The 21,847-nt window shown below is 64.8% G+C and carries 23 protein-coding genes; 7 read left to right on the forward strand and 16 right to left on the reverse strand.

The window, feature by feature from the left end:
- The 4 genes from trmFO (at position 1) to IVA74_RS25770 (ending at position 4,453) form a co-directional block, all read left to right on the forward strand.
- Entirely contained in the window at positions 1–1,428 is a 1,428-nt protein-coding gene (gene trmFO, locus IVA74_RS25755) for a methylenetetrahydrofolate--tRNA-(uracil(54)-C(5))-methyltransferase (FADH(2)-oxidizing) TrmFO (RefSeq protein ID WP_247349144.1), read from the forward strand.
- On the forward strand, positions 1,425–2,525 hold the full coding sequence (locus tag IVA74_RS25760) for a serine/threonine protein kinase (RefSeq protein WP_247349145.1): 1,101 nt from the start codon (positions 1,425–1,427) through the stop codon (positions 2,523–2,525). The genes trmFO and IVA74_RS25760 overlap by 4 nt, the downstream gene beginning before the upstream one ends.
- Positions 2,526–2,632: 107 nt before the next feature.
- Entirely contained in the window at positions 2,633–3,184 is a 552-nt protein-coding gene (locus tag IVA74_RS25765) for a CAP domain-containing protein (RefSeq protein ID WP_247349146.1), read from the forward strand.
- Positions 3,185–3,274: 90 nt separating this feature from the next.
- A complete protein-coding gene (locus IVA74_RS25770; RefSeq protein WP_247349147.1) occupies positions 3,275–4,453 on the forward strand; it encodes an aminotransferase class V-fold PLP-dependent enzyme in 1,179 nt (392 codons plus the stop codon).
- Between the two features lie 69 nt (positions 4,454–4,522).
- Here the strand turns inward: IVA74_RS25770 and IVA74_RS25775 are convergent, their stop codons facing one another.
- Positions 4,523–4,984, reverse strand: a complete 462-nt coding sequence (locus IVA74_RS25775) for a cupin domain-containing protein (protein WP_247349148.1) — start codon at positions 4,982–4,984, stop codon at positions 4,523–4,525.
- A 127-nt stretch (positions 4,985–5,111) separates the two neighbouring features.
- Between IVA74_RS25775 and IVA74_RS25780 the strand changes: the two genes are divergently transcribed.
- Positions 5,112–6,656 (forward strand): winged helix-turn-helix domain-containing protein, encoded by a 1,545-nt coding sequence (locus IVA74_RS25780; RefSeq protein ID WP_247349467.1) that lies wholly within the window; start codon positions 5,112–5,114, stop codon positions 6,654–6,656.
- Positions 6,657–6,668: 12 nt separating this feature from the next.
- Here the strand turns inward: IVA74_RS25780 and IVA74_RS25785 are convergent, their stop codons facing one another.
- Genes IVA74_RS25785 through yajC form a run of 6 tightly spaced genes read right to left on the reverse strand, consistent with a single transcriptional unit; the run spans position 6,669 to position 12,310 of the window.
- On the reverse strand, positions 6,669–7,913 hold the full coding sequence (locus tag IVA74_RS25785) for a threonine ammonia-lyase (protein ID WP_247349149.1): 1,245 nt from the start codon (positions 7,911–7,913) through the stop codon (positions 6,669–6,671).
- A gap of 45 nt (positions 7,914–7,958) precedes the next feature.
- A complete protein-coding gene (locus tag IVA74_RS25790) occupies positions 7,959–8,822 on the reverse strand; it encodes a phytoene/squalene synthase family protein (protein WP_247349150.1) in 864 nt (287 codons plus the stop codon).
- Positions 8,819–9,202 (reverse strand): Mth938-like domain-containing protein, encoded by a 384-nt coding sequence (locus tag IVA74_RS25795; RefSeq protein ID WP_247349151.1) that lies wholly within the window; start codon positions 9,200–9,202, stop codon positions 8,819–8,821. Before IVA74_RS25795 ends, IVA74_RS25790 begins: the two co-directional genes overlap by 4 nt.
- 60 nt (positions 9,203–9,262) lie before the next feature.
- Positions 9,263–10,282 (reverse strand): protein translocase subunit SecF, encoded by a 1,020-nt coding sequence (gene secF, locus IVA74_RS25800; protein WP_247349153.1) that lies wholly within the window; start codon positions 10,280–10,282, stop codon positions 9,263–9,265.
- A 10-nt stretch (positions 10,283–10,292) separates the two neighbouring features.
- A complete protein-coding gene (gene secD / locus IVA74_RS25805; protein ID WP_247349155.1) occupies positions 10,293–11,897 on the reverse strand; it encodes a protein translocase subunit SecD in 1,605 nt (534 codons plus the stop codon).
- 47 nt (positions 11,898–11,944) lie between these two features.
- Positions 11,945–12,310, reverse strand: a complete 366-nt coding sequence (yajC, locus tag IVA74_RS25810; RefSeq protein WP_247349156.1) for a preprotein translocase subunit YajC — start codon at positions 12,308–12,310, stop codon at positions 11,945–11,947.
- Between the two features lie 180 nt (positions 12,311–12,490).
- On the opposite strand from yajC, the gene IVA74_RS25815 reads away from it, so the two are divergent.
- Complete coding sequence (locus tag IVA74_RS25815; RefSeq protein WP_247349157.1) at positions 12,491–13,495, forward strand: ATP-binding protein; 1,005 nt, start codon at positions 12,491–12,493, stop codon at positions 13,493–13,495.
- 134 nt (positions 13,496–13,629) lie between these two features.
- Here the strand turns inward: IVA74_RS25815 and IVA74_RS25820 are convergent, their stop codons facing one another.
- Together IVA74_RS25820 and IVA74_RS25825 are read right to left on the reverse strand one after the other, a co-directional pair.
- Positions 13,630–15,009: a LysM peptidoglycan-binding domain-containing M23 family metallopeptidase gene (locus IVA74_RS25820; RefSeq protein ID WP_247349158.1), complete on the reverse strand. Its 1,380-nt coding sequence runs from the start codon at positions 15,007–15,009 to the stop codon at positions 13,630–13,632.
- Between the two features lie 109 nt (positions 15,010–15,118).
- Positions 15,119–15,769: a protein-L-isoaspartate(D-aspartate) O-methyltransferase gene (locus IVA74_RS25825; RefSeq protein WP_247349468.1), complete on the reverse strand. Its 651-nt coding sequence runs from the start codon at positions 15,767–15,769 to the stop codon at positions 15,119–15,121.
- Positions 15,770–15,993: 224 nt separating this feature from the next.
- On the opposite strand from IVA74_RS25825, the gene IVA74_RS25830 reads away from it, so the two are divergent.
- Positions 15,994–16,365 (forward strand): response regulator, encoded by a 372-nt coding sequence (locus IVA74_RS25830; RefSeq protein WP_008547195.1) that lies wholly within the window; start codon positions 15,994–15,996, stop codon positions 16,363–16,365.
- Between the two features lie 19 nt (positions 16,366–16,384).
- Here the strand turns inward: IVA74_RS25830 and surE are convergent, their stop codons facing one another.
- The 7 genes from surE to scpB all read right to left on the reverse strand — a co-directional run bounded on the left by surE (position 16,385) and on the right by scpB (position 21,831).
- Positions 16,385–17,152 (reverse strand): 5'/3'-nucleotidase SurE, encoded by a 768-nt coding sequence (gene surE / locus IVA74_RS25835; RefSeq protein WP_247349159.1) that lies wholly within the window; start codon positions 17,150–17,152, stop codon positions 16,385–16,387.
- Positions 17,153–17,251: 99 nt separating this feature from the next.
- Positions 17,252–17,614, reverse strand: coding sequence for a hypothetical protein (locus IVA74_RS25840; protein WP_247349160.1), 363 nt, complete (start codon positions 17,612–17,614; stop codon positions 17,252–17,254).
- A gap of 94 nt (positions 17,615–17,708) precedes the next feature.
- The gene (gene serS, locus IVA74_RS25845) at positions 17,709–19,040 is read right to left on the reverse strand and encodes a serine--tRNA ligase (RefSeq protein WP_247349161.1); all 1,332 of its coding nucleotides are present in this window, start codon (positions 19,038–19,040) and stop codon (positions 17,709–17,711) included.
- 187 nt (positions 19,041–19,227) lie between these two features.
- Positions 19,228–20,040 carry a twin-arginine translocase subunit TatC gene (gene tatC / locus IVA74_RS25850; protein ID WP_247349162.1) on the reverse strand — a complete coding sequence of 271 codons (813 nt, stop codon included), beginning with the start codon at positions 20,038–20,040 and terminating at the stop codon, positions 19,228–19,230.
- Complete coding sequence (gene tatB, locus IVA74_RS25855) at positions 20,037–20,600, reverse strand: Sec-independent protein translocase protein TatB (protein ID WP_247349163.1); 564 nt, start codon at positions 20,598–20,600, stop codon at positions 20,037–20,039. The genes tatC and tatB overlap by 4 nt, the downstream gene beginning before the upstream one ends.
- Before the next feature lie 86 nt (positions 20,601–20,686).
- Entirely contained in the window at positions 20,687–20,920 is a 234-nt protein-coding gene (locus tag IVA74_RS25860) for a twin-arginine translocase TatA/TatE family subunit (RefSeq protein WP_247349164.1), read from the reverse strand.
- Between the two features lie 167 nt (positions 20,921–21,087).
- Complete coding sequence (gene scpB / locus IVA74_RS25865) at positions 21,088–21,831, reverse strand: SMC-Scp complex subunit ScpB (protein WP_247349166.1); 744 nt, start codon at positions 21,829–21,831, stop codon at positions 21,088–21,090.
- Between the last annotated feature and the right edge of the window lie 16 nt (positions 21,832–21,847).

A 21,847-nucleotide genomic window follows, 5' to 3' on the forward strand; every position in this document is an offset into this window, starting at 1 on the left:
ATGACAGGACCCCAATCCAATTCCGTGCACGTCATCGGCGCAGGCCTTGCCGGCTCCGAAGCCGCCTGGCAGGTGGCCAAATCCGGTGTGCCCGTGGTGCTGCACGAGATGCGGCCGACCCGCATGACCGAGGCACACCGCACCGACGGACTTGCCGAGCTCGTCTGCTCCAACTCGTTCCGCTCGGATGATGCCGCCAACAATGCCGTCGGCCTGCTGCATGCCGAGATGCGCCGCCTCGACTCGCTGATCATGCGTGCGGCCGACGCCAACCAGGTGCCCGCCGGTGGCGCGCTGGCGGTCGACCGCGACGGCTTCTCCGCGGCCGTCACCAAGGCGCTCAACGACCACCCCCTGATCGAGATCGCCCGCGACGAGGTTGCAGGCCTGCCGCCGGCCGAGTGGAGCAACGTCATCGTTGCGACTGGTCCGCTCACCTCGGCGCCGCTGGCCGAAGCCATCCGCGAGCTGACCGACGAGAACGCGCTCGCCTTCTTCGACGCGATCGCGCCGATCGTGCACCGCGAATCCATCGACATGTCGGCAGCATGGTTCCAGTCGCGCTACGACAAGGTCGGTCCCGGCGGCACCGGTGCCGACTACATCAACTGCCCGATGACCAAGGAGCAGTATGATGGCTTCGTCGCCGCGCTGGTCGCCGGCGAGAAGACCGAGTTCAAGGAATGGGAAACCAACACGCCCTATTTCGACGGCTGCCTGCCGATCGAGGTGATGGCGGAACGCGGCCCCGAAACCTTGCGCCACGGGCCGATGAAGCCGGTCGGCCTCACCAATCCGCACGATCCCACCACCAAAGCTTACGCAATCGTGCAGCTGCGCCAGGACAACAAGCTCGGCACGCTCTACAACATCGTCGGCTTTCAGACGAAGCTGAAATACGGGGAGCAGCAGCGCATCTTCCGCACCATTCCGGGGCTGGAAAAGGCCGAATTCGCCCGCCTCGGCGGCCTGCATCGCAACACCTTCCTCAACTCGCCAAAGCTGCTCGACGGCCAGTTGCGCCTGCGCGCGCAGCCGCGGCTGCGTTTTGCCGGCCAGATGACGGGCTGCGAGGGCTATGTGGAATCCGCCAGCGTCGGCCTGATCGCCGGCCTCTATGCGGCCGCGGATGCGCGCGGCGAGACACTTGCGAGCCCGCCGGGCACCACCGCGCTTGGATCCCTGCTCGGCCACATCACGGGCGGCCATATCGAGACCATCGAGCCCGGCACGCGCTCGTTCCAGCCGATGAACATCAATTTCGGCCTATTCCCCCCGCTCGCCAGCGCACCGACGAAGAAGCCAGACGGAAGCCGGCTGCGCGGGAACGAAAAGACCGTGGCCAAGAAGCAGGCGATGAGCGCGCTGGCGCTCGCCGATCTCGATCGCTGGATCGCCGATCACCTGCGCATTGCCGCCGCGGCATGAGTTTTCGACTTCCCAAAGACGACGCCGCAATACTCTCGGCGCGCTGGACCGAGGGCGTTCTGCTCAAGCGCGACGTGTTCTCGACCGTCGAGCGCGGGCGCTTCCGTGGCGATAACAGCGAAGTCGACGCGGTGCTGCGCCGGCTGGATGAAGTACCGTGGTGGTCGTTCTTGCTGGCGCGCCATCTGTTCGCCCGAGAGAAGCATGCGCTGGTGCTCGCCAAGGGGCTGAACGTCGGGCCCGAGCTATTGTGGGCCGGACGCCGCGCGCTGGCGCGCAGCTTCGTCGACGGCGTTGCGCTGCATCTGGCCAAACCGCACGGCGACCTCGCCTATTTCCGCTCGGCCAAAGCAGCGCTGCGCCGGCTGCGCCGCGCCGGCATCTGCCACAACGATCTTGCCAAGGAACAGAACTGGCTGGTCGGCCGCGACGGGCTTGCCTACGTGACCGACTTTCAGCTTGCGGCCTGCTTCAACCGACGCGGTCGGCTCTATCGCGTCCTGGCCTATGAAGACCTGCGGCATCTGCTCAAGCACAAGCGCTCCTATGCACCTGACGCGCTGACGCCGCGGGAGCGAAAAATCCTGGCGAAGAAGTCGTTCGCCGCCAGCCTCTGGCTCGCCACCGGCAAGAAGGTCTATCGGGCAATCACACGCGGCCTCTTCAACTTCACCGACCGCGAAGGCGGCGGCCGCCGGCTCGTCAACGACGCGCCGCTGCTGGCGGAGCTGATCCGCAAGAATCCCGCCGTGCGCGACACTGCCATCGTCGCCTTTGCCGACCGCCGCTCCGGTGTCGGGCTCTATGCCTTCGTTGAAGCTGATCAGTCCAACCTTGAAGGCCAATTGCGGGACGAGCTCGCCGCCGCCAAGGGCCCAAAGCCGCCGGAACACATCCAAATCGTGCACGCACTGCCCCGCGATGCCGCCGGCAAGCCGCGCACCGAGATCCTGCAACTGGTCGCCATGAACCAGCTCGACCTGATCGAGCCGATGATGAAGAACGACCAGGACCGCGCCTTCCTCAAGGACATCCTGGAGCAGCGCAAGAACCTGCGCGATCGCTTCAATTTCGAGGCGGACCTGCCGGCGGGCTAGCACGGTGGACCCGCCTTGAAGCGCCCACATTGGCGATAGAGAAGCGATCGGAGAATTCGGGCTTGGCGGGAGGGGCTGACGGGGTCATGGGTACTCGGGGAACGATGATGCATCGTGTGGTTGGCAGCCTGGTCGCTGGCCTTCTGCTGCTCGCCACCACGCCCGCAATGGCCGAATCCCCAGCCGATCAGATCTCGAGCTTTCGCCTCAAGCATGGTGAGGTCCGCGTCGTGCGCGATTCGACCCTCGACCGCATCGCCATGGACCAGGCGCGCGCGATGGCGGCGAAGGACGACCTCAGTCACGACGCCCTCGGCCCGTTCAATCGCCGCGTCGCGCCGGCCGGCGCAGGCCGCGCCGCCGAGAACATCGCCTACGGCTACGACAATTTCGAGAAGACGCTGGGCCAGTGGATCGACTCGTCCGGACACCGCAAGAACCTGCTGCTGCACAACGCCTCCCGCGTCGGAATCGCGAACGCGAAAACCGCCAGCGGCAAGCGCACCTATTGGGCGATGGTGATCGCCGGCGACTACGAGCCGAAGGGCAAAGGCAAGAAGGACAAGGAGCCGCTGGTCGCCGTGAAACGTGAGGCCGCTCCTGCAAGCAAGCCCAAATCCGGCGGCTGTCACATCAAGCTGCTCGGGCTCTGTATCTGAGGCGAACTCAGGCATTGCCGGCGGCCATCTTGCTCGCACTCCTCCACGCGCCTAATTCATGCATTGAGATCGCGAGAAGCGGAGGCGCAATTGATCGACATCGAGCGAATACGTGCCGATACGCCAGCTACCTCCCGGCTTGCGTACCTTCACAACGCAGGGGCGGCTCTCATGCCGGCTCCCGTTGTGGAGGCCATGAAGCGGCATATCGATCTGGAGAGCGAGATCGGAGGTTACGCTGCGGCCGACCGGGCGTTCGATCGGCTGGAAGCGGTCTACGGCTCGGTCGCGCGCCTGCTGAATGCCGCGCCGGATGAGATCGCGCTCATGGAGAACGCGACGGTGGCCTGGCAGATGGCGTTCTACGCATTTCGGTTTCGCGAGGGCGACCGGATCCTGACCGCCGAGGCGGAATACGCTGCCAATTATGTCGCCTTTCTTCAGATCGCCAAGCGCACAGGCGCGATCATCGAGGTCGTGCCGAGCGACGCCAACGGCGAACTCGACGTCCACGCGCTCGAACGCATGATCGACGAGCGCGTGAGACTGATTGCGATCACCTGGGTTCCGACCAATGGCGGGCTGGTCAATCCGGCTGCAGCCGTCGGCAAAATCGCGCGAGCGCGAGGCATTCCCTATCTGCTCGACGCCTGCCAGGCGGTCGGACAGATGGCGGTCGATGTCGAGGCCATCGGCTGTGACATGTTGTCGGCGACTGGTCGCAAATTCCTGCGCGGCCCGCGCGGCACCGGCTTTCTCTACGTCCGCCGGGAGATGCTGCAACAGCTCGAACCGCCGATGATTGACCACTTCGCCGCGCCCTGGGTCTCCCGGGATGCTTACCGGCTGCGTAACGATGCGCGCCGGTTCGAGACCTGGGAGAACAATTACGTGGCGCGTCTGGGACTGGGTGCGGCTGTCGATTATGCCTTCGACATCGGAATAGGCCCCATCGAGCAGCGCTGCCGCATGCTGTCGGACCGTCTCCGGGGCGGCCTCGCGTCCGTTCGCGGCATCAGCATTCGCGACCTCGGACGCGCTCCAGGGGCCATCGTCAGCTTCACGATGGAAGGGTACGAGGCGGAAGCGGTCGTCAGTGATGCGGCCGCAGCCGGCATCACTATCGGTGCCTCAGATCCGTCGAGCACGCGCATCGATGCCGAAATTCGCTCGCTGCCGCCGGTGGTGCGGGCATCCCCGCATTACTACAACACGGAAGTCGAGATCGATCGGCTGATCGCCCATTTGGCGGGTTTGGTGCCGCGATAGCAAGGCGCAAGAACCTGCGCGACCGAATCAAGTTCGAAGCCGATCCGCCGTCGCCCCAGCACATGGCCTTCAACCTTTCGTTGTCAGCGCCGACAGCTGGTCGGTGTCGAAGCGGGCGCGCAATTCACTGATGGCTTTCGCGTCCGGGGCTCCGTTTGCGGTCAGCTTGGCCAATTCTTCGAAGTAGCGTTCGTGTCCCGGTGGAGAGACCGTCATGAGCACGCGCGCGGGCTTCTCGCTGACGTTGGTGATGTTGTGCGGGACGCCGGGCGGGATGAAGAGATAGGTCCCCGGTGCCGCTCGGACGACTTCGTCACCGACATGCCATTCGCACTCGCCCTCTAGCATGTAGAAGGTCTCTTCCTGCACGCGATGAACGTGCCGGCCTGTGGCGAACCCTGCCGGTATCGTCCAGTCGAACATGCTGGTGTGCTTTGTATGTTCGCCGGTTACCAGGAAGGCCATCGGTTGACCGCGCAGCATGATTCCCTTGGTCTCGCCGGGCCTGCGGATGAGCGGTTTGGCGTTCATGTGACCCTCCATGGCTTGGTGCGGCTCTGCCTGAAAACTGCGCCATTGTGATCCAGCGGCTCCTGAAAGTGGTGAAGCCGTTCGGAAAACATTGCAAAAAACCTCCGAAATGTGCCCTTCTTTGGCAATGGCCATGATCCTTGAATTTGGTCCATTCCGTCTGGACGCCGATGCAAGAATCCTTTTCCACGGTGCCGAGCCGACCCCCCTCGGCCAGCGAGCCGTCCTGCTCTTGGCCCTGCTCGTGCGACGGGCCGGCGCGCCGGTGTCCAAGGAAGCCTTGATCGAGGCGGCGTGGCCCGCCCAGGCAATCGAAGACAGTAATTTGACCGTCCAAATCGCTGCTGTGCGGCGCATTTTGGCGGATATCTCTGGAGAGGCCCGCTGGATCGAGACCCTGCCGCGGCACGGCTATCGCTATGTGGGTCCCTCCGTTGCGACGTCCCAGCGGGATCACGCATCCGCAGCGCCATCGCTGATGTTGCCTGACAGGCCGTCAATCGCAGTCTTGCCCTTCGCGAACCTGAGCGGTGATGCAGAGCAGGACTACTTTGCCGACGGGATGGTCGACGACATCATCACCGGACTGTCGCGCATCAACTGGCTGTTCGTGATCGCGCGGAATTCGACGTTCATTTACAAGGGCCGTGCGGTGGACTTGAAACAGGTCGGCCGCGAGCTTGGCGTCCGGTATGTGCTGGAAGGCAGCGTCCGGAAGACCGGCACAACGGTCCGTATCACAGGCCAGTTGATCGATACGTCGACCGGCGGGCATGTGTGGGCCGAGCGCTACGACCGCCGGTCCGAGGACGTTTTCGCCCTCCAGGATGACATCGCCCTATCGGTCGTCGGCGCCATTGCGCCGAGCCTGCGGCGCGCCGAATTCAACAGGGTCAAGCGCCAACGGCCCGACAGCCTCGATGCTTATGATCTTGTCCTGCGGGCCCAGCCGGATGTCGATTCCGGAATGCCTGAGCAGGTCACGCAGGCCCTTGTGCTGCTCGCACGTTCGATCGCGCTAGAGCCTACTTATGCGCTAGCGCGCGGCAATGCCGCAATGTGTCACCATTGCCTGTTCCTTCGAGCCGGTTTGCAGGAGGTCAATCGGGCCGCGTCTATCCATCATGCTCGGTCGACCCTGATCCACGGACAGGATGACGCGCTTGCTCTCACCCTTGCGGCTTTTTCGATCGGCATGGATGGGCACGATCGTTCCGCAGCATTCACTGCACTCGACGCCGCACTCGCCATCAGCCCATCATCGGCGCTGACCTACATCCTCGGCAGCGTCATGCTCGGTTGGGGCGGCGAAGCCGACCGCGCCATCGAGTGGAGCGAAAGCGGCGTGCGGCTCAGTCCGTTCGATCCCTGGGCTTTTGCTGCGTTCGACGCGCAGGCCATGGGTCACTTCCACCGCGGTCGATATGAAGAAGCCTGTCGTGCGGCCTACCGGTCGGTTCAGGCCAATCCTCGACATAGCATTACCTATGTGCAACTGGCCGCGGCGCTCGCAAAGCTCGGACGTCTGGAAGAAGCGAGGGCGGCGGCCGCCCGGGTACTCGAGTTGCACCCGACGTTCCGCTACAGTCGGCAGTTCTCAGGCGTCAACTGTTCCCCGGCGCTTGCGTCGTCCCTTGGCGAGGCGCTTCGTGCCGCCGGCCTGCCGGAATAACGGTCGCGCCAATCACGTGCAGCGCGCACTCAATCCGGATGCGCCAAGCTTGGCCATGACCTCGTCGAGATGGGCGCTGTCGCGGGTCTCGATGACGAGTTGCAGCAGCGTCGCCTTCGCCGGCAGGTCCGAGAACGTGCGCTGGTGCGAGACCTCGATGATGTTGGCGCCGGCCTCGGCCAGCAGTGCCGCGACCGCAGCCAGCTGGCCGGGCCTGTCGGGGATGTCGAGCGACAACTGGGTCAGCCGCCCCTCGCGCGCCAACTCGCGGGTAAGGACCGACGCGATCAGCCGTGTGTCGATATTGCCGCCGCTCAGCACCAGCCCGACCTTCTGGCCGGCAAAGCGGGAGGGATCGGACATCAGCGCAGCGAGGCCAGCGGCGCCGGCGCCCTCGACGACCGTCTTCTCGATCGAGATCAGGGTGGCGACCGCACGTTCAAGTTCGGCTTCGTTGACCAGCGCAATGTCGTCGACGAGGCGGCGGACGATTTCGGTCGTGATCTTGCCAGGCGATTTCACCGCGATGCCTTCGGCGAGCGTATCGCCGCGCGCCGGCAGATTGCCGTCATGGATGGCGTTGTACATCGAGGGATAGAGCCAGGCCTCGACGCCGAGGATCCGCAGCGATGGCTTGATCGATTTCGCGGCAATGCCGATCCCGCTGATCAGGCCGCCGCCGCCGATCGGAACGACCAGCGTGTCAAGCTCCGGTACCGCCTTCATCATCTCCAGCCCGACCGTGCCCTGCCCCGCGATGACAAGCGGATCGTCGTAAGGATGGACGAAGATCATGCCGCGAGCTTCGCCGTGGCTGCGTGCATACGCGGCGGATTCCTCCAGCGTCGCGCCCGTGACCTCCACCTCGGCGCCGTGGTGCTTGGTGTTCTCGACCTTCACCATGGGCGTGCCGACCGGCATGACGATCGTGGCGGGAATACCGAGCCGCCTGGCGTGATAGGCAACGCCCTGGGCGTGGTTACCAGCCGACATCGCGACGACGCCGCGCGCGCGCTCCTCCGGTGTCAGCGCCGCGAGGCGGTTGAGCGCGCCGCGCTCCTTGAACGAGGAGGTGAACTGGAGGTTTTCGAATTTCAGCCAGATGTCGCAGCCGCAGATGTTGCTCAGCGTGCGGCTGTAGCTACAGGGCGTATCGACGACGGCGCCGCGGATGGTCTTGGCGGCGGCATGAATATCATCGGGCACGACCGGAAGGCCGCTGAGATCAGAGGACACGCTTTGGGACAATTCAGCCATGGGACAGCATAGAGCATTTGGCAAAATGAGGCGATAAGCCAGCTTCTATTTGGTAAATTCCCGCGATCGTGAAGCCCGCCACAGCGTCCACAGCGTGCGCAGCCGCGACGAGTGCTGCGGCGTAAACGGATTACGCGCGGGCTGCGACAGGCGCTCGAGGTCGGCCCGCACCTGGCTCAGCGGCAGAAATGCCGGCCGTGCCGACGGCGGCACCTCCGCCAACAGCGACAAGGCCGTGGTCAAATGCTGCCCGGCCTCGCCCGCGAGTTGGTTCAGGACCGCGCGCAAATTCGGCGTCTCCTTGCCGGCGAACACATCCTCCATGTTGCAGCCATGGCTCCCCAGAACCTGCTGCGGCAAGAACAATCGCCGGTGCGCCGCATCGCGCGGCAAGTTCGCGATGACCTGAGCGATGCCCTGGGCCAGCCCGGCATGCCGCGCGAGATGCTCCGCTGCGTCCAAAGGTGACGCCATGATCCGTGCCGCGAGGGCAAACAGCGCCGAGCAAGTCGCGGCCAGATAGCCTTCGAGCGCCGTCATGGTCGGCATCGGATCGTTGTAGAGGTCGAACTGGTGCTCGTCGGCGAGCAGCGACAGCGGCTCGACCGGCAGGTCGAAATCGCGGATCGCGCGGAGCAGTTCCGCCGCCACCTGATTGCCCTCGGCGCTGCCGTGGACCTGGCCCGAAAGCATGTCGGTCCACCATTGCAGGCGGATTTCGCCCGGCAAGGGCTGGCTCACCTGATCGCGAACGCGGACGATCTCGACATTGAAGGCATAGAGCGCCAGCAGCGCGCGGCGCTCGGGGGCAGGCGCGAACAGGGTCGCGGCATAGCGGGAAAAGTCGTGGCTGCGCACGAGGTCAGCGCAGAAGACAGCGGAATCCGGCGGCGGCGCGGAACTGCTCATGGCACGGCGATCAGCGCGGCCGCGACGCGGCGCCGTTCGCCCATCATGATGTTGTAGGTGCGCACGGCAGGTCCGGTCTGCATCGTGTCCAGCACCACCCTCACCGCTTTCAGCGCCTGGCGCAGCTCCGGCGGCGGCAGCCAGACACCGGTTCCCGTCCCGATCAGAAGCGTGTCGATACTATTGGCGGAGATGAACACCCGCTCCAGCGAATAGCGGTCGATCCGCGCCGGGTCTGTCACGTCCCAGGCCCAGATCGCGTCAGGCAGGCAGAGCAGCGAGCCCCGATGCGACATGCCGGCAAAGGCGAAGCCGCCCTTGCCGTAGGCCTCGATCGGCGCCGAGCGCGGGAAATGCGGTGCGTTGGAATCGCCGGCCATGAGCTTCGTCCGAATAGGCGTATCGCCCTCGCAAACGCCTGCGAGGGCATGCGGTTCGGATCATGCCTTGTTTTTCTTCGCCGGCGCAGCCGTATCGCGCGCATCTTCGCGATGCTCGCCGACGCCGAGATAGATCAGGATCGGCGCCGCGATGAAGATCGAGGTGTAGGTGCCGACCAGCACCACGCCGAACATCATCACCGCGGTGAAGCTGTGGATGGCATGACCGCCGAACAGGAGCAGGGCCAGCAGCGCCAGCGTCACCGTGAAGTGGGTGATGATCGAGCGCGACAGCGTCGAGTTAATGGACTCGTTGAGGAGCTGCGGCATCGGCATCTTCTTGTAGCGCCGCAGCATTTCACGGATGCGGTCGTAGATGACGACGGTGTCGTTCAGCGAATAGCCGAGAATGGTCAGAAGTGCCGCGATACTGGTCAGGTCGAAATCGACCTGGCTAATCGACATGAAGCCGATCGTCAGCACGATGTCGTGCACGTTGGCGATCATGGCGCCGAGCGCGAACTGCCACTCGAAGCGGAACCAGAGGTAGACCAGGATCGAGACGATCGCGAGCATCAGGCCGAGCATGCCGTAGGCCAGCAGCTCGCCGGAGACGCGCGGTCCCACCACCTCGACGCGGCGATAGTCGACGGAATCGCCGAGCGCGGAACGAACCTTCTGCACGGCCTCCTGCTGCGCGGCGTCACCGCCCGGCTGCTCCGCGACGCGGATCAGGACGTCGGCCGGACCGCCGAACTGCTGCAGCTGGACTTCGCCGAGGCGCAAACCATCCAGCGTTGTACGCATAGCCGCGATATCGGCGGTGCCGGACTTGGCCTGCACTTCGAGCAGCGTGCCGCCGCGGAAGTCGATGCCGAAATTCAGCCCGTGGGTGAAGAACAGCGTGATCGCGACGATCGACAGCGCTGCCGAGATCGGGAAGCTGATGCGGCGGAAGCGCGTGAAGTCGAAATGAGTATTGTCGGGGACGATGCGCAGCGACGGCAGCCAGCCGAACGCCGCAACCACGGTGAGAATGGCAATGAGGACGCCGAGCCCGATGAGAATGGTATGATTCACGATCAGGCTCCTAGATCGGCACGCTCTGCGGCCGCTTCCACCGCACCCACCCGGCGACGATCAGCCGGGTCAGGGTGAAGGCGGTAAACACCGTGGTGATGATGCCGATGCCGAGCGTCACGGCGAAGCCGCGCACCGGACCGGTGCCGATGTAGAACAGCACCGCGGCGGCAATGAAGGTAGTGATGTTGGAATCGAGGATGGTCGCGAGCGCCCGCTTGAAGCCGGCGTCGATCGCCGAGATTGCGTTGCGGCCGCCACGCAATTCCTCGCGGATGCGCTCGTAGATCAGCACGTTGGAATCGACCGCGATGCCGACGGTGAGCACGATGCCGGCGATTCCGGGCAGCGTCAGCGTCGCGTTGAGCAGCGACAGCAGGCCGAAGATCATGGCGACGTTGATGGCCACCGCGATGTTGGCGAACACGCCGAACAGCCGATAGGTCAGGAGCATGAAGATGATGACCAGGATCGAACCGACATAGGCCGCAAGCTCGCCCTTCTCGATCGAGTCCTGGCCGAGGCCCGGACCGACGGTGCGTTCCTCGACCACGGTGAGCGGAGCCGGCAGCGCGCCTGCACGCAACAGGATCGCGAGATCGTTGGCCGATTGCACGGTGAAGCTGCCGGAGATCTGGCCCTGGCCGCCGGTGATCGGCTCGCGGATCACAGGCGCGGAGATCACCTTGTTGTCGAGCACGATCGCGAAGGGCAGCCCGACGTTCTCTTGCGTGGCCTGCGAGAATTTGCGCGCGCCTGACGTATTGAACTTGAAGCTGACGACGGGTTCACTGGTGCGCTGGTCGAAGGTCGCCTGGGCGTCGGTTAGGTCGCCGCCCGCAACCAGCACCTGCTTCTTGACCACGTAGCCGGGCGGCGGCGGCGTGGCGCTCGGCAGGAACTCGGAGTCCGGCGGCAACGCGCCCTGCTGCGCTTGGTCCGGCGGCACCGAAGGATCGACCATGCGGAATTCCATCTTTGCAGTCTTGCCCAGCAATTCCTTCAGGCGGGTCGGGTCCTGGAGGCCGGGGACCTGCACCAGGATGCGATCGTTGCCCTGGCGCTGGATGACGGGCTCGACGGTCCCGAGCTCGTTGACGCGACGTTCGACGATCTGGATCGACTGCTCGATGGTCTTGCGCATGCGCTCGATCATCGCGGCCTGCGGGATGGCGAGCCGGATCAGGCCGCCGCCAGCATCCGTCACCTCGAGGTCGCGCTGACCGCTGGATCCGACCAGTCCGCCCAGCGGCTGGGCCAGCTCGCGCAGCTTGGCGAGCGCGGCCTGCTGGTCGGATTCCTTGGTGATCCGAACCTCGGCCGCGTCGTTGCGCACGGTGACGCCGCCGGTGAAGCCGATCTTGGCATCGCGCAGCGTCCGGCGAACGTCGTCGCGGACCTGATCGAGCCGCTCCTTCTTCACATAATTGCCGTCGACCTCGAGCAGCAGATAGGAGCCGCCTTGAAGATCGAGGCCGAGCACGAGTCGGCGCTGCGCCCAGGCGGGCCAGGTCTTGACCTGCGCTTCGGGAAAGAAGTTCGGGACCGCGCAGAGGCACACGATCAGCGCCGTCAGGATAATCCCGAGCGCCTTCCACCGCGTGAAATACAACATCGACTGGACCTGTCAGATCAGGAGATTTGAGGGACTCGCGGAAGCGCTTACTTCGCCGCGGCGTCGTCCTTGGCGCTTTCCTTGGATTCTTTGGCCGGCTCGCCCTTGGCGCGCACGCCGGAGACCATCGAGCGCATCTGCCGCACGCGCACGCCGTCAGCAATTTCGAACTCGATCTGGTCGTCGTCGACGACCTTGGTGACCTTGCCGACGAGGCCGCCCGTGGTCACGACGGTGTCGCCGCGACGGATGTTCTTCACGAGATCGGCGTGGTCACGGACCTTCTTCTGCTGCGGACGCAGAATCAGGAAGTACATGATCACGAAGATCAGAGCGAACGGCAGCAGCGACATCAACATGCCGCTGGTGTCGCCGGCGCCCGCAGCCTGGGCATACGCAGGGGTAATCAGCATTCGGACGATCCTCGAGAGAACGGGGGAAAACCGGTCAGGCCCAAATGGCGACCGGTTCGGTCAAATTCGCGCGGACTATAGCGGTCATTGCCCCAATTGCAACGCTGCCAGACCGTCGATTTGGCCACCTTGCGGAGCGCGCTCAGGCCCGATAAGGCTGCATTCTCAGGAACTTCGGACATGCCCCAAATACCAAGCAAAAGCCCGGCCGGCAAAGGCCCCCGCACCGCTGCCAGGAAGCCTGCCCGCGTCGTGGCAAAACGTCCCAAGGCGGCCTCCAAGGCAACTGCCAAGGCAGCTTCCAAGGCGACCCCTGACCTCTCCCAGGAGCGCGTCGTTCGCGCGCTGGAGACGATCGCGGCGCACCTCTCCGCCCAAGGCAAGCTCGCCGTCGAACGCGAATCGTTCAAGCAGGCGGATGCTTTCGTCTGGCACCCGGACGGCCGCCTCGCGGCGGTGCCACGGGTCAGCCGCGTCGAGCTGTTCCTGCTCAAAGGCGTCGATCGGGTGCGCGACATCCTGATCGAGAACACCGAGCGCTTCACCAATGGCCTGCCCGCCAACAACGCGCTGCTCTGGGGCGCGCGCGGCATGGGCAAGTCATCGCTGGTGAAGGCGGCGCATGCCAGCATCAACGCGGGGCGCAAACCGGCCGACAGACTGAAGCTGATCGAGATTCATCGCGAGGACATCGAGAGCCTGCCCGCACTCATGGAGCAGCTCCGCGCCTCGTCCTTCCGCTTCATCGTGTTCTGCGACGACCTCTCCTTCGACGGCAATGATGCGTCCTACAAGTCGCTCAAGGCGGTGCTCGAAGGCGGCATCGAGGGCCGACCCGAGAACGTCATCCTCTACGCCACCTCCAACCGCCGCCATCTGCTGGCGCGCGAGATGATCGAGAACGAGCGCTCGACCGCGATCAATCCCGGCGAAGCCGTGGAGGAGAAGGTCTCGCTGTCGGATCGGTTCGGCCTCTGGCTCGGCTTCCACCGCTGCAGTCAGGACGAATATCTCGCCATGGTGCGCGGCTATTGTAGCCATTTCGGCGTCAAGGTCGACGACGAGGCGCTGGAACGCGAGGCACTGGAATGGTCCACGACGCGCGGCTCGCGCTCGGGCCGCGTCGCCTGGCAGTTCGTGCAGGAGCTTGCGGGACGGCTCGGCGTGAAGCTGACGGCGAAGTAATCAGTCGGAAGCTGTGCCCGGCCCATCGCTGTCATTCCCCGCGCAGGCGGGGAATCCAGTATTCCAGAGACGGTTGTGATTAATCGAGAGGCTGCGGCGTACTGGACGGATTCAGTGCCGAGGCAACGCAGGCCTCACGCCCCATTCAGGAATTGAAGCGGGTCAACCGGGCTCGATCCCTTACGGATCTCGAAGTGGAGCTGCGGCGACGCCACCTCCCCGGATTGACCCGACTTGGCGATGACCTGGCCGCGCTTGATGGTATCTCCGCGCTTCACCATCAGCTCGCTCGCATGGGCATATGCGGTGACGTAGCCGTTGGAGTGCCGAACCAGGATGAGATTGCCATAACCTTTCAGCTCGTTGCCGGAATAGGCAACGACGCCGTCTTCGGCCGCCTTGATGGGCGTCCCCTCGGGCACGGCGAGATTGATGCCGTCATTGGACTTCCCATTGGTCTTGGCGCCGTAAGTCGTGACCACTTTTCCGCGCACCGGCCAGCGGAAGGTCGGCAGCGCGCTGGTGGTCTCCGCAGCTTTCGCCGGAGCTTCCGCGGTCTTCTCCTCGACATTGGCCGTGGCCTGCGCCAGGCGCGCGCTCTGCACCGGCGCGGCGACGGCCGCCATCTTGGTCGCAGGCGCGACCGTGACGGGCTGCAGCGTACCCACGGCGGGGGCGGCTCCGACCGGAGCCGCGGCAACCGGCGCCGCGAGGGCGGCAGTCCTGGCGCCGGGCACGGCCAGCCGGGTGCCGAGCTTGAGCTTTGCAGACGGATTGAGGCCGTTGGCGCGGGCCAGTTCAGCCGCCGAGATGTGGTTCTTGCGGGCGATGCTGACGAGCGTGTCGCCGTGGTTCACGAAGTGCGTGCTCGGCGGCACGGCAACGGCAGCAACCGGCTTCGCAGCAGGCGCCGCCGCAACGGGAGCCATGAGCGGCGCGGGCGCAGCGGCCGCGGCCTGGTGCGGGATGATCAGCTGCTGGCCGGGCGAGAGCGAGCGCGGGCCCTTATAGCCGTTGGCCGCGAGGATCGCCTGCGGCGTGACATGATAGCGTTTGGCGAGCAACTCAAGCGTATCGCTGGTGCCGACGATGATCTTGGTTCCACTGACCGGCTGGGCGGCTGCAACCGAGCGCGGCGGCACGGTGGCCGTGGTCTCCAGATGCGGCTGCGCCGGGGGTGCGTAGGACCCCATGCCACGTCCGCCTCCAGACACACCGCCACCTGCCGCAACCGGATAGGATTGCGGCGCAGACACCGCCGGCGGCGACAAGGGCTGCGACTGGTAGTAGCCGGACTGCGTCTGCGGCCGCGAATATTGCGGCAGCTCGCGCTGCGGCGGCGGTGCCTGCTGCACCGAACCGGTCGATTCCTGCGCGAAGGGGTTGGAGAAGCTCGACTGGGACATGCGCGACGACATGTCGGCGCTGCACCCTGCGAAGCTGAAGGAGATCAGCGCCAGCACCGCGACCTGCGGTACGCGGCGCGAGTAAAGCAACTCGGCGACAGCGGACATGGTTACTCACTCGTACGCAACAGAACTGGTCTTTTAAGTAAACACGCGCCGAGTAAATAACGGCTTAACCCTCCCAATAAGATGTTGGCAGCACATCCAATCCGGAATTCTACAGCTCCCGCGCCACGCCGGGCAGCGCCGGCACGAAGCGGACGTCGACGAGTTCCTTGCGCTCGATCCCGGCCTCGGTCCGGCTCAGGCGGATCAGCGTCTGCACGCCCTGATGCGGGCCGACGGGCGCGATCAGGATGCCGCCCACCTCCAGCCGCTCGATCAGGTTGTCCGGAATCTGCTCCATCGCGGCCGTGACGATGATGCGGTCGAACGGGCCGATATTGGGCGGCAGATTGAGTCCGTCGCCCAGCATCACCTCGACATTATGACAGTTGAGCTTTTCAAGCCTGATACGTGCGGCGTCCGCGAGCTTGCGGTAGCGCTCGACGGTCAACACCTGGCCGGCGAGCCGCGACAGCACCGCGGCCTGGTAGCCCGAGCCGGCGCCGATCTCGAGCACACGGTGCTTCTTCTGGAGCTGGAGCTGCTCGGTCATATAGGCGACGACGAAGGGCTGGCTGATGGTCTGCCCGCAGGCGATCGGCAGCGCGGTATCGCGATAGGCCCCGTCGCGATCAGCCTCGTCCACGAACTGCTCGCGCGGCACCTCCTCCATGGTCCGCAGGATCGCCTGGTCGCTGATACCCCGGCGCCTCAGCGTGAGCTGAAACATCATCTTTTCCGGCGGGTGCTGATGGGAGGTCATTGCCTGCTTATGCTGTTTTGGGGATCCGGGATGCCAACCCCGGGGCGCGAGAATCTTGTTCCGGTTCAGGAACCCGTGGTACGCTTCTGCTGGCGTATCTGACCACAAATCGGCTTGCAACGGGCGAGCCTCGATGGCCATTTCAGACATCCGATCGTCGAAACGCGCATTGCGTCGATTCACGTTATCTGCGAACGTTTTTGGCAATGGGCAAGGACTCTACCATGACCGCGACGGGGCTTTCAGGCCGCTCTGTATTCCTCGTCGAAGACGAGGTGATGATCAGGATGATGGTCGCGGATATGCTCGAAGAGCTGGGCTACAAGGTCGCGGCTGAGGCGGGCGACATCACCGAAGCCATGCGGCTCGCCCAGGCAACCGAGTTCGACATCGCCATTCTCGACGTCAACGTCAACGGCAAGGTCATCTCGCCGGTCGCCGATGTCATCAAGGCGAAAGGCTGCCCGTTCATCTTCGCCACCGGCTACGGCTCCTCCGGGCTCCCCGAGCAGTACCGCGATCGGCCGGCGCTTCAGAAGCCGTTTCAGCTCGACGCGCTCGGCAAGACCATCGAAGCCGCGCTTCGCGGCGGCTAGGCCTTAAGTTCCAGCAGACTTACTTCAGCGTCGCACTCAGCGCCTCGGAAAACGCTTCGTTGGTGCGGTCGAGCCTGAGCGGCGTGACGGAGACGTAGCGTCCGCGCAACGCCGCGAGATCGGTGCCTTCGGCGGGCGTATCAATCATCGCCGCGCGCTCGAAGCCGATCCAGAAATAGGGATTGCCGCGGCCGTCCTTGCGCTCGTCGATCCTGAGGAAGCCCAGATTGCGCTTGCCCTGCCGCGTCACGCGGATGCCCAGCACATCTTCCGGCGCGCAAGCCGGGAAGTTGACGTTGATGACCGTGTCCTTCGGGATGCCGGCGGCGATCACCTTGCGCAGGATGTCGGGGCCGAATTTGCGCGCTGTGTCCCACAGCGGCCGGTCGCGGGTCTCGACGCTGAATTCCTGCGACAGTGCGAACGACGGCAGCCCCAGGATGGTGCCTTCCAGCGCACCGGCGATGGTGCCGGAATAGACCACGTCCTCGGCGACGTTGCGGCCCTTGTTGACGCCCGACAGCACGACATCGGGCAGCTTGGCGCCGAGGATGTGGCGCGCGCCCATGATGACGCAGTCGGTCGGCGTGCCGCGCACGGCGAAGTGCCGCGGGCCGACTTCGCGCAGGCGCAGGGGATCGTTCAGCGACAGCGAATGCGACACGCCGGACTGGTCGAGCTCAGGCGCGACCACCCAGACGTCATCGGACAATGCGCGTGCGATCTCCTCCAGCACCTTGAGGCCGGGGGCGTGGATGCCGTCGTCATTGGTGCAGAGAATGCGCATGCGAAAGGTCGATTCCTGAAACGGGTCTGATCCGTCTTATCCGGCTGGGGCCGATCAGGCAAACCGGCCGATCGGGGCCGGCGGCCGTTCCCGGTTCTGTTAGCGGCGAACGCGCCATTGCGGCAGGAAGCGCGCCAGCCGGCCCTCCGCGTGCAGCTTCATCGCCGGCACGACCGGGCTCACGATTGGAGCCTCGATGACGCCGAGCGCCTCCAGCTGTTCAACGAACGGGTCCGCCACCGGCGCCTGCGGAAAGCGTTCCCGTGCCATCGTCAGCGCGTTGTCGAAATCCGCGGCATTCACGCCGGGCTTGGCCCGCCGGCTCTGGACCAGATCGTCATCCCATAGCCGCGCGATCGCGATGTCGAGCACGCCACGCAGCCGCTGATCGACAGCCTGGATGCCGGCACCTGTCACCGCCCATTGTCTGCCCACCCAGAAGATGTCGCGGTGCAAGGCCATGAAGGAGGGGTTCGCGTTGTCGGGTGGCCGGCAGGATAACCGGCCGCCCGATCTTCGCAACCAAACGTTTCTGAGTTTCAGATTGGCAACACGCCTACTCGCGCGCGACCACCTTGATCCCGCCCATATAGGGCTGGAGCACGCTGGGGACCGCGATCGAGCCGTCCTCCTGCTGATAGGTCTCCATCACGGCGATCAGCGCGCGGCCAACTGCGGTCCCGGAGCCGTTCAGCGTGTGCACAAAGCGGGGCTTCCCGTCCGGCCCACGCGAGCGCGCATCCATGCGGCGGGCCTGGAAATCGCCGCACACCGAGCAGCTCGAGATCTCGCGGAACATGCCGCCGTCGCCCTGCCCGGGCATCCAGACTTCGATGTCATAGGTTTTTTGCGACGAGAAACCCATATCTCCTGCGCACAGCGTCATCACGCGGTAATGCAGGTCGAGCTTCTGCAACACCTGTTCGGCGCAGGACAGCATCCGCTCCAGCTCGTCCTTGCTCACCTCCGGCGTCGTGATCGAGACCAGCTCGACCTTGGTGAACTGGTGTTGGCGTATCATGCCGCGGGTGTCGCGCCCGGCCGCGCCTGCTTCGGCGCGGAAACACGGCGTCAACGCCGTGAGCCGCATCGGCAGCTGCTTCTCGTCGAGAATGGATTCGCGAACGAGATTGGTGAGGGCAACCTCGGCGGTCGGGATGAGGCCGAGGCGCTCGGTCATCAGCCGCTCAGAGTCCGGCGCGGCCAGGAGCTCGCCCTTGATCGCCCAGAACTGATCGTCCTCGAATTTCGGCAATTGCCCGGTGCCGAACATCACCTCGTTGCGCACCAGCAGCGGCGGGTTGATCTCGGTGTAGCCGTGCTCGTTGGTATGCAGGTCGAGCATGAATTGGCCGAGCGCGCGCTCCAGCCTCGCCAACCCCTTTTTCAGCACGACGAAGCGCGCGCCGGAAAGTTTTGCCGCCGCCTCGAAATCCATGTAGCCGAGCGCGGTGCCGAGATCGTCATGCAGCTGCGGCGCGAAGCCGTAGTTGCGCTTGTTGCCGAACACATGGCGCTGAACGTTGCCGTGCTCGTCGACACCATCGGGCACTTCATCGAATGGAATGTTCGGGATCGCGGACAGCTCCATTGTCAGCAACTCGTCGGCAGCCTTCGCGGCCGCCTCGAGCTCCGGCATCGTTGTCTTCAGCTCGGCGACCTCCGCCATCAGCCTGGCCGCGCGCGTCTCGTTCTTGGCCTTCTTAGCATCGCCGATCTCCTTGGAGGCCGCATTGCGCCGCGCCTGCGCCTGCTCCGAGGCCAGGATCGCCGCCCGCCGCTTCTCGTCGATCGCGAGCAGCGACGCCGACAACGGCTTCAGGCCACGCCGGGCGAGGCCGGCGTCGAAGGCTTGCGGATTGTCGCGGATCGATTTGATGTCGTGCATGGCTGTGGTCCTGGGGCCGCGCGTAAACAGTCAACGTGAATGTTGACGATTTACATGTGCGCGTCTCCTAGCATGGCTATCATCATCCGCGAAGGCGGATGATCCAGTATTCCAGAGAGGTCAATGATTATCCGAGAGGCCGCGGCGTACTGGATTCCCCGCCTTCGCGGGGAATGACACCTCGTCCCTACTCCGCCGGATTAGCCGGGGTCGATACGTCAGTGCCGGTGGCCGCCTTTGAAGCTGCCGCCTTCTTCTCCACAATGCTCACCGCGATGATCGAGCCCTCGTAGAGCGCGAGCAAGGGGATCGCGAGCGAGCACTGGCTGAGCACGTCGGGGGGCGTCAGCACGGCCGCGATGACGAAGGCGATGACGATGAAATAGCGGCGCTTCTCGCGCAGCATTTTTGCCGAGACGATGCCGATCCGGCCCAAGAGCGTCAGGATCACCGGGAGCTGGAAAGCGATGCCGAAGGCAAAGATCAGCGACATCATCAGCGACAGATATTCGCCGACCTTGGGCAGCAGCTGGATCTGCGCGGTCTCGTCGCTGCCGGCCTGCTGCATGCCGAGCGAGAAGCGGACCAGCATCGGCAGCACGACGAAATAGACCAGGGCCGCGCCCAGCACGAAGAAGAACGGGGTCGCGACCAGATACGGCAGGAAGGCATTCTTCTCGTGCTTGTACAGACCAGGCGCGACGAATTTGTAGATCTGGGTCGCGACGATCGGGAACGAGATGAAGCCGGCGCCGAACAGTGCAAGCTTGAGCTGGGTGATGAAATATTCCAGCAGCGCCGTGTAGATGAATTTGGAGTTCTCGGGACCCGCGACCCACACGAACGGCCAGACCAGCACGTTGTAGATCTGCTTGGCGAAGAAGAAGCACAAGATGAAGGCCACGCCGAAGCCGAGCAGCGCCTTGATCAGCCGCGACCGCAGCTCGATCAGATGGTCCATCAATGGGGCTTTGCTGGCCTCGATATCGGCGTCGCTCATGACGCTTTGGCGTCCTTGATCGCTTCGGATGGTGCGGTGTCCTGTGCGACCTGCGCCTGCTCAACCTCACGGGTGATGGCGAGCGGCTCGTTCACGGCCGCATGCGCTTCGGCCTCCACGAAGGTCTCCGGCCTCGGCGCTTCCGGAGTGGTCGGGGTGAGCGACGCGTCACTTGACGTCGTCGACGCGTCACTTGACGTCGTCGGCGCTTCAATCGAAATCGCCGGCGGTTCGACCGCCGTGGTGGTCGTCTCGGCCGGCTTGTCCAGGGCATCGACGCGGAGTGCGTCGCTGACGTCCTTCTGCAGCGAGGTCATCAGATTGTTGCCGGCAAAACCGGAAGCCGCTTCCTTGACCTCATCGAAGCTCTTCTTGAGGTCGGCCATTTCGGCCTCGCGCATCGCTTCCTGGAATTGGCCCTGGAATTCGGCGGCCATCTTGCGGGCCTTGCCCATCCACTGCCCGACCATGCGCAGCACGCCCGGCAGCTCTTTCGGGCCGATGGCCACCAGGGCCACGACCCCGATCAGGACCAGTTCACTCCACCCGATGTCGAACATGAGGTCTTCCGTTCACGCCAGCCGCGACCGGCCCAATCCCTTGCGCGCAGGATCGGGCGCTACCTGCGTCTCGCGTGCTCTCTGGCTCAGACGGCCTTGCTGCCGACGTCGGACCGTGCCGCGGTCGGCGCGGCAGTGTGCTCGAGGGACTTGGCCGGCTCGGGCTTGTCGGCGACCTTGTCGTCGTCCTGCATGCCCTTCTTGAACGCCTTGATGCCCTGCGCCACGTCGCCCATCAGATCCGAAATCTTGCCGCGGCCGAACAGAAGCAGGACCACTGCGATCACCAGGATCCAGTGCCAAATGCTAAGTGAACCCATCCTGCAATCCTCCAAACGCGTATGGCCGGGGACCGGCCGATCTTCACAGAAACCTAGGCTTGGCAGGTGTCAAAAACAAGGACCAAGGCAGCGCCAATTCGCTGTTGGCGCTACGTAATCTTGCTAGTGTTAACTGGTCGCAGGGGGCCGGTAAAAGAGCTGGGACGTCAGTCCGCGCTGCCGCCCTCACCACCCTCTTCCGGCGGCGTTTCGGGCTCGACCGCAGGCGCCAGCGCCAGATCGAGGTCCTCGCCCGGTTCCAGCGGATCCTCGTCCTCACGCAGTTGCGGGTCGTCCGACGGCGTCGGCACGCTGAATCCGGTCGGCAGACGCGAATCCAGCAGGCCCGTGCCCTTCAACTCCTCCAAGCCCGGCAGATCGCCGAGCTGTTCCAGAGTGAACTGCGACAGGAAGTCCTCGGTGGTTCCGAAGGTCAAGGGACGCCCCGGTGTCTTGCGACGGCCGCGCGGCTTGATCCAGCCGGTTTCCAGCAGCACGTCCAGTGTGCCCTTCGAGGTGACGACGCCGCGGATCTCCTCGATCTCGGCGCGCGTCACGGGCTGGTGATAGGCGATGATCGCGAGCACCTCGATCGCGGCGCGCGACAGGCGGCGGGTCTCGGTGCTCTCACGGGTCATCAGCCAGGCGAGATCGCCCGCGGTGCGGAAGGTCCATTTGTTGGCGACCCGCACGAGGTTCACGCCGCGCAAGGAATAGTCGGCCTGCAACTGCTCGAGCGCGGCCTTCACGTCCACGCCCTCGGGCATGCGCTTGGCCAGCGTCGCAGTGTCCAACGGTTCATTCGAAGCAAACAGCAGCGCTTCCAGCAGCCGCAATTCTTCGGGACGTGCCTGGGACTCGTTCTCCATCGGCTCGGCCTCATCTACCCGCATTTCAGCCAGGCTTGCCATGGCAGATTCTCCTTGT

It is taken from the genome of Bradyrhizobium sp. 132 (assembly GCF_023074185.1).
In the GTDB taxonomy this organism is placed as follows: domain Bacteria; phylum Pseudomonadota; class Alphaproteobacteria; order Rhizobiales; family Xanthobacteraceae; genus Bradyrhizobium.

What these genes read in the sequence shown, in the direction of transcription:
- yajC (WP_247349156.1), bottom strand. Translation starts at nt 12,310, where the DNA reads ATGCTGATTACCCCTGCGTATGCCCAGGCTGCGGGCGCCGGCGACACC.
- IVA74_RS25860 (WP_247349164.1), bottom strand. Translation starts at nt 20,920, where the DNA reads ATGGGTTCACTTAGCATTTGGCACTGGATCCTGGTGATCGCAGTGGTC.
- IVA74_RS25830 (WP_008547195.1), top strand. Translation starts at nt 15,994, where the DNA reads ATGACCGCGACGGGGCTTTCAGGCCGCTCTGTATTCCTCGTCGAAGAC.
- IVA74_RS25820 (WP_247349158.1), bottom strand. Translation starts at nt 15,009, where the DNA reads ATGTCCGCTGTCGCCGAGTTGCTTTACTCGCGCCGCGTACCGCAGGTC.
- IVA74_RS25795 (WP_247349151.1), bottom strand. Translation starts at nt 9,202, where the DNA reads ATGGCCGGCGATTCCAACGCACCGCATTTCCCGCGCTCGGCGCCGATC.
- IVA74_RS25815 (WP_247349157.1), top strand. Translation starts at nt 12,491, where the DNA reads ATGCCCCAAATACCAAGCAAAAGCCCGGCCGGCAAAGGCCCCCGCACC.
- IVA74_RS25840 (WP_247349160.1), bottom strand. Translation starts at nt 17,614, where the DNA reads ATGGCCTTGCACCGCGACATCTTCTGGGTGGGCAGACAATGGGCGGTG.
- IVA74_RS25785 (WP_247349149.1), bottom strand. Translation starts at nt 7,913, where the DNA reads ATGGCTGAATTGTCCCAAAGCGTGTCCTCTGATCTCAGCGGCCTTCCG.
- tatB (WP_247349163.1), bottom strand. Translation starts at nt 20,600, where the DNA reads ATGTTCGACATCGGGTGGAGTGAACTGGTCCTGATCGGGGTCGTGGCC.
- tatC (WP_247349162.1), bottom strand. Translation starts at nt 20,040, where the DNA reads ATGAGCGACGCCGATATCGAGGCCAGCAAAGCCCCATTGATGGACCAT.
- IVA74_RS25765 (WP_247349146.1), top strand. Translation starts at nt 2,633, where the DNA reads ATGCATCGTGTGGTTGGCAGCCTGGTCGCTGGCCTTCTGCTGCTCGCC.
- IVA74_RS25825 (WP_247349468.1), bottom strand. Translation starts at nt 15,769, where the DNA reads ATGACCTCCCATCAGCACCCGCCGGAAAAGATGATGTTTCAGCTCACG.
- serS (WP_247349161.1), bottom strand. Translation starts at nt 19,040, where the DNA reads ATGCACGACATCAAATCGATCCGCGACAATCCGCAAGCCTTCGACGCC.
- IVA74_RS25780 (WP_247349467.1), top strand. Translation starts at nt 5,112, where the DNA reads ATGGCCATGATCCTTGAATTTGGTCCATTCCGTCTGGACGCCGATGCA.
- IVA74_RS25760 (WP_247349145.1), top strand. Translation starts at nt 1,425, where the DNA reads ATGAGTTTTCGACTTCCCAAAGACGACGCCGCAATACTCTCGGCGCGC.
- IVA74_RS25790 (WP_247349150.1), bottom strand. Translation starts at nt 8,822, where the DNA reads ATGAGCAGTTCCGCGCCGCCGCCGGATTCCGCTGTCTTCTGCGCTGAC.
- secD (WP_247349155.1), bottom strand. Translation starts at nt 11,897, where the DNA reads ATGTTGTATTTCACGCGGTGGAAGGCGCTCGGGATTATCCTGACGGCG.
- surE (WP_247349159.1), bottom strand. Translation starts at nt 17,152, where the DNA reads ATGCGCATTCTCTGCACCAATGACGACGGCATCCACGCCCCCGGCCTC.
- IVA74_RS25775 (WP_247349148.1), bottom strand. Translation starts at nt 4,984, where the DNA reads ATGAACGCCAAACCGCTCATCCGCAGGCCCGGCGAGACCAAGGGAATC.
- scpB (WP_247349166.1), bottom strand. Translation starts at nt 21,831, where the DNA reads ATGGCAAGCCTGGCTGAAATGCGGGTAGATGAGGCCGAGCCGATGGAG.
- trmFO (WP_247349144.1), top strand. Translation starts at nt 1, where the DNA reads ATGACAGGACCCCAATCCAATTCCGTGCACGTCATCGGCGCAGGCCTT.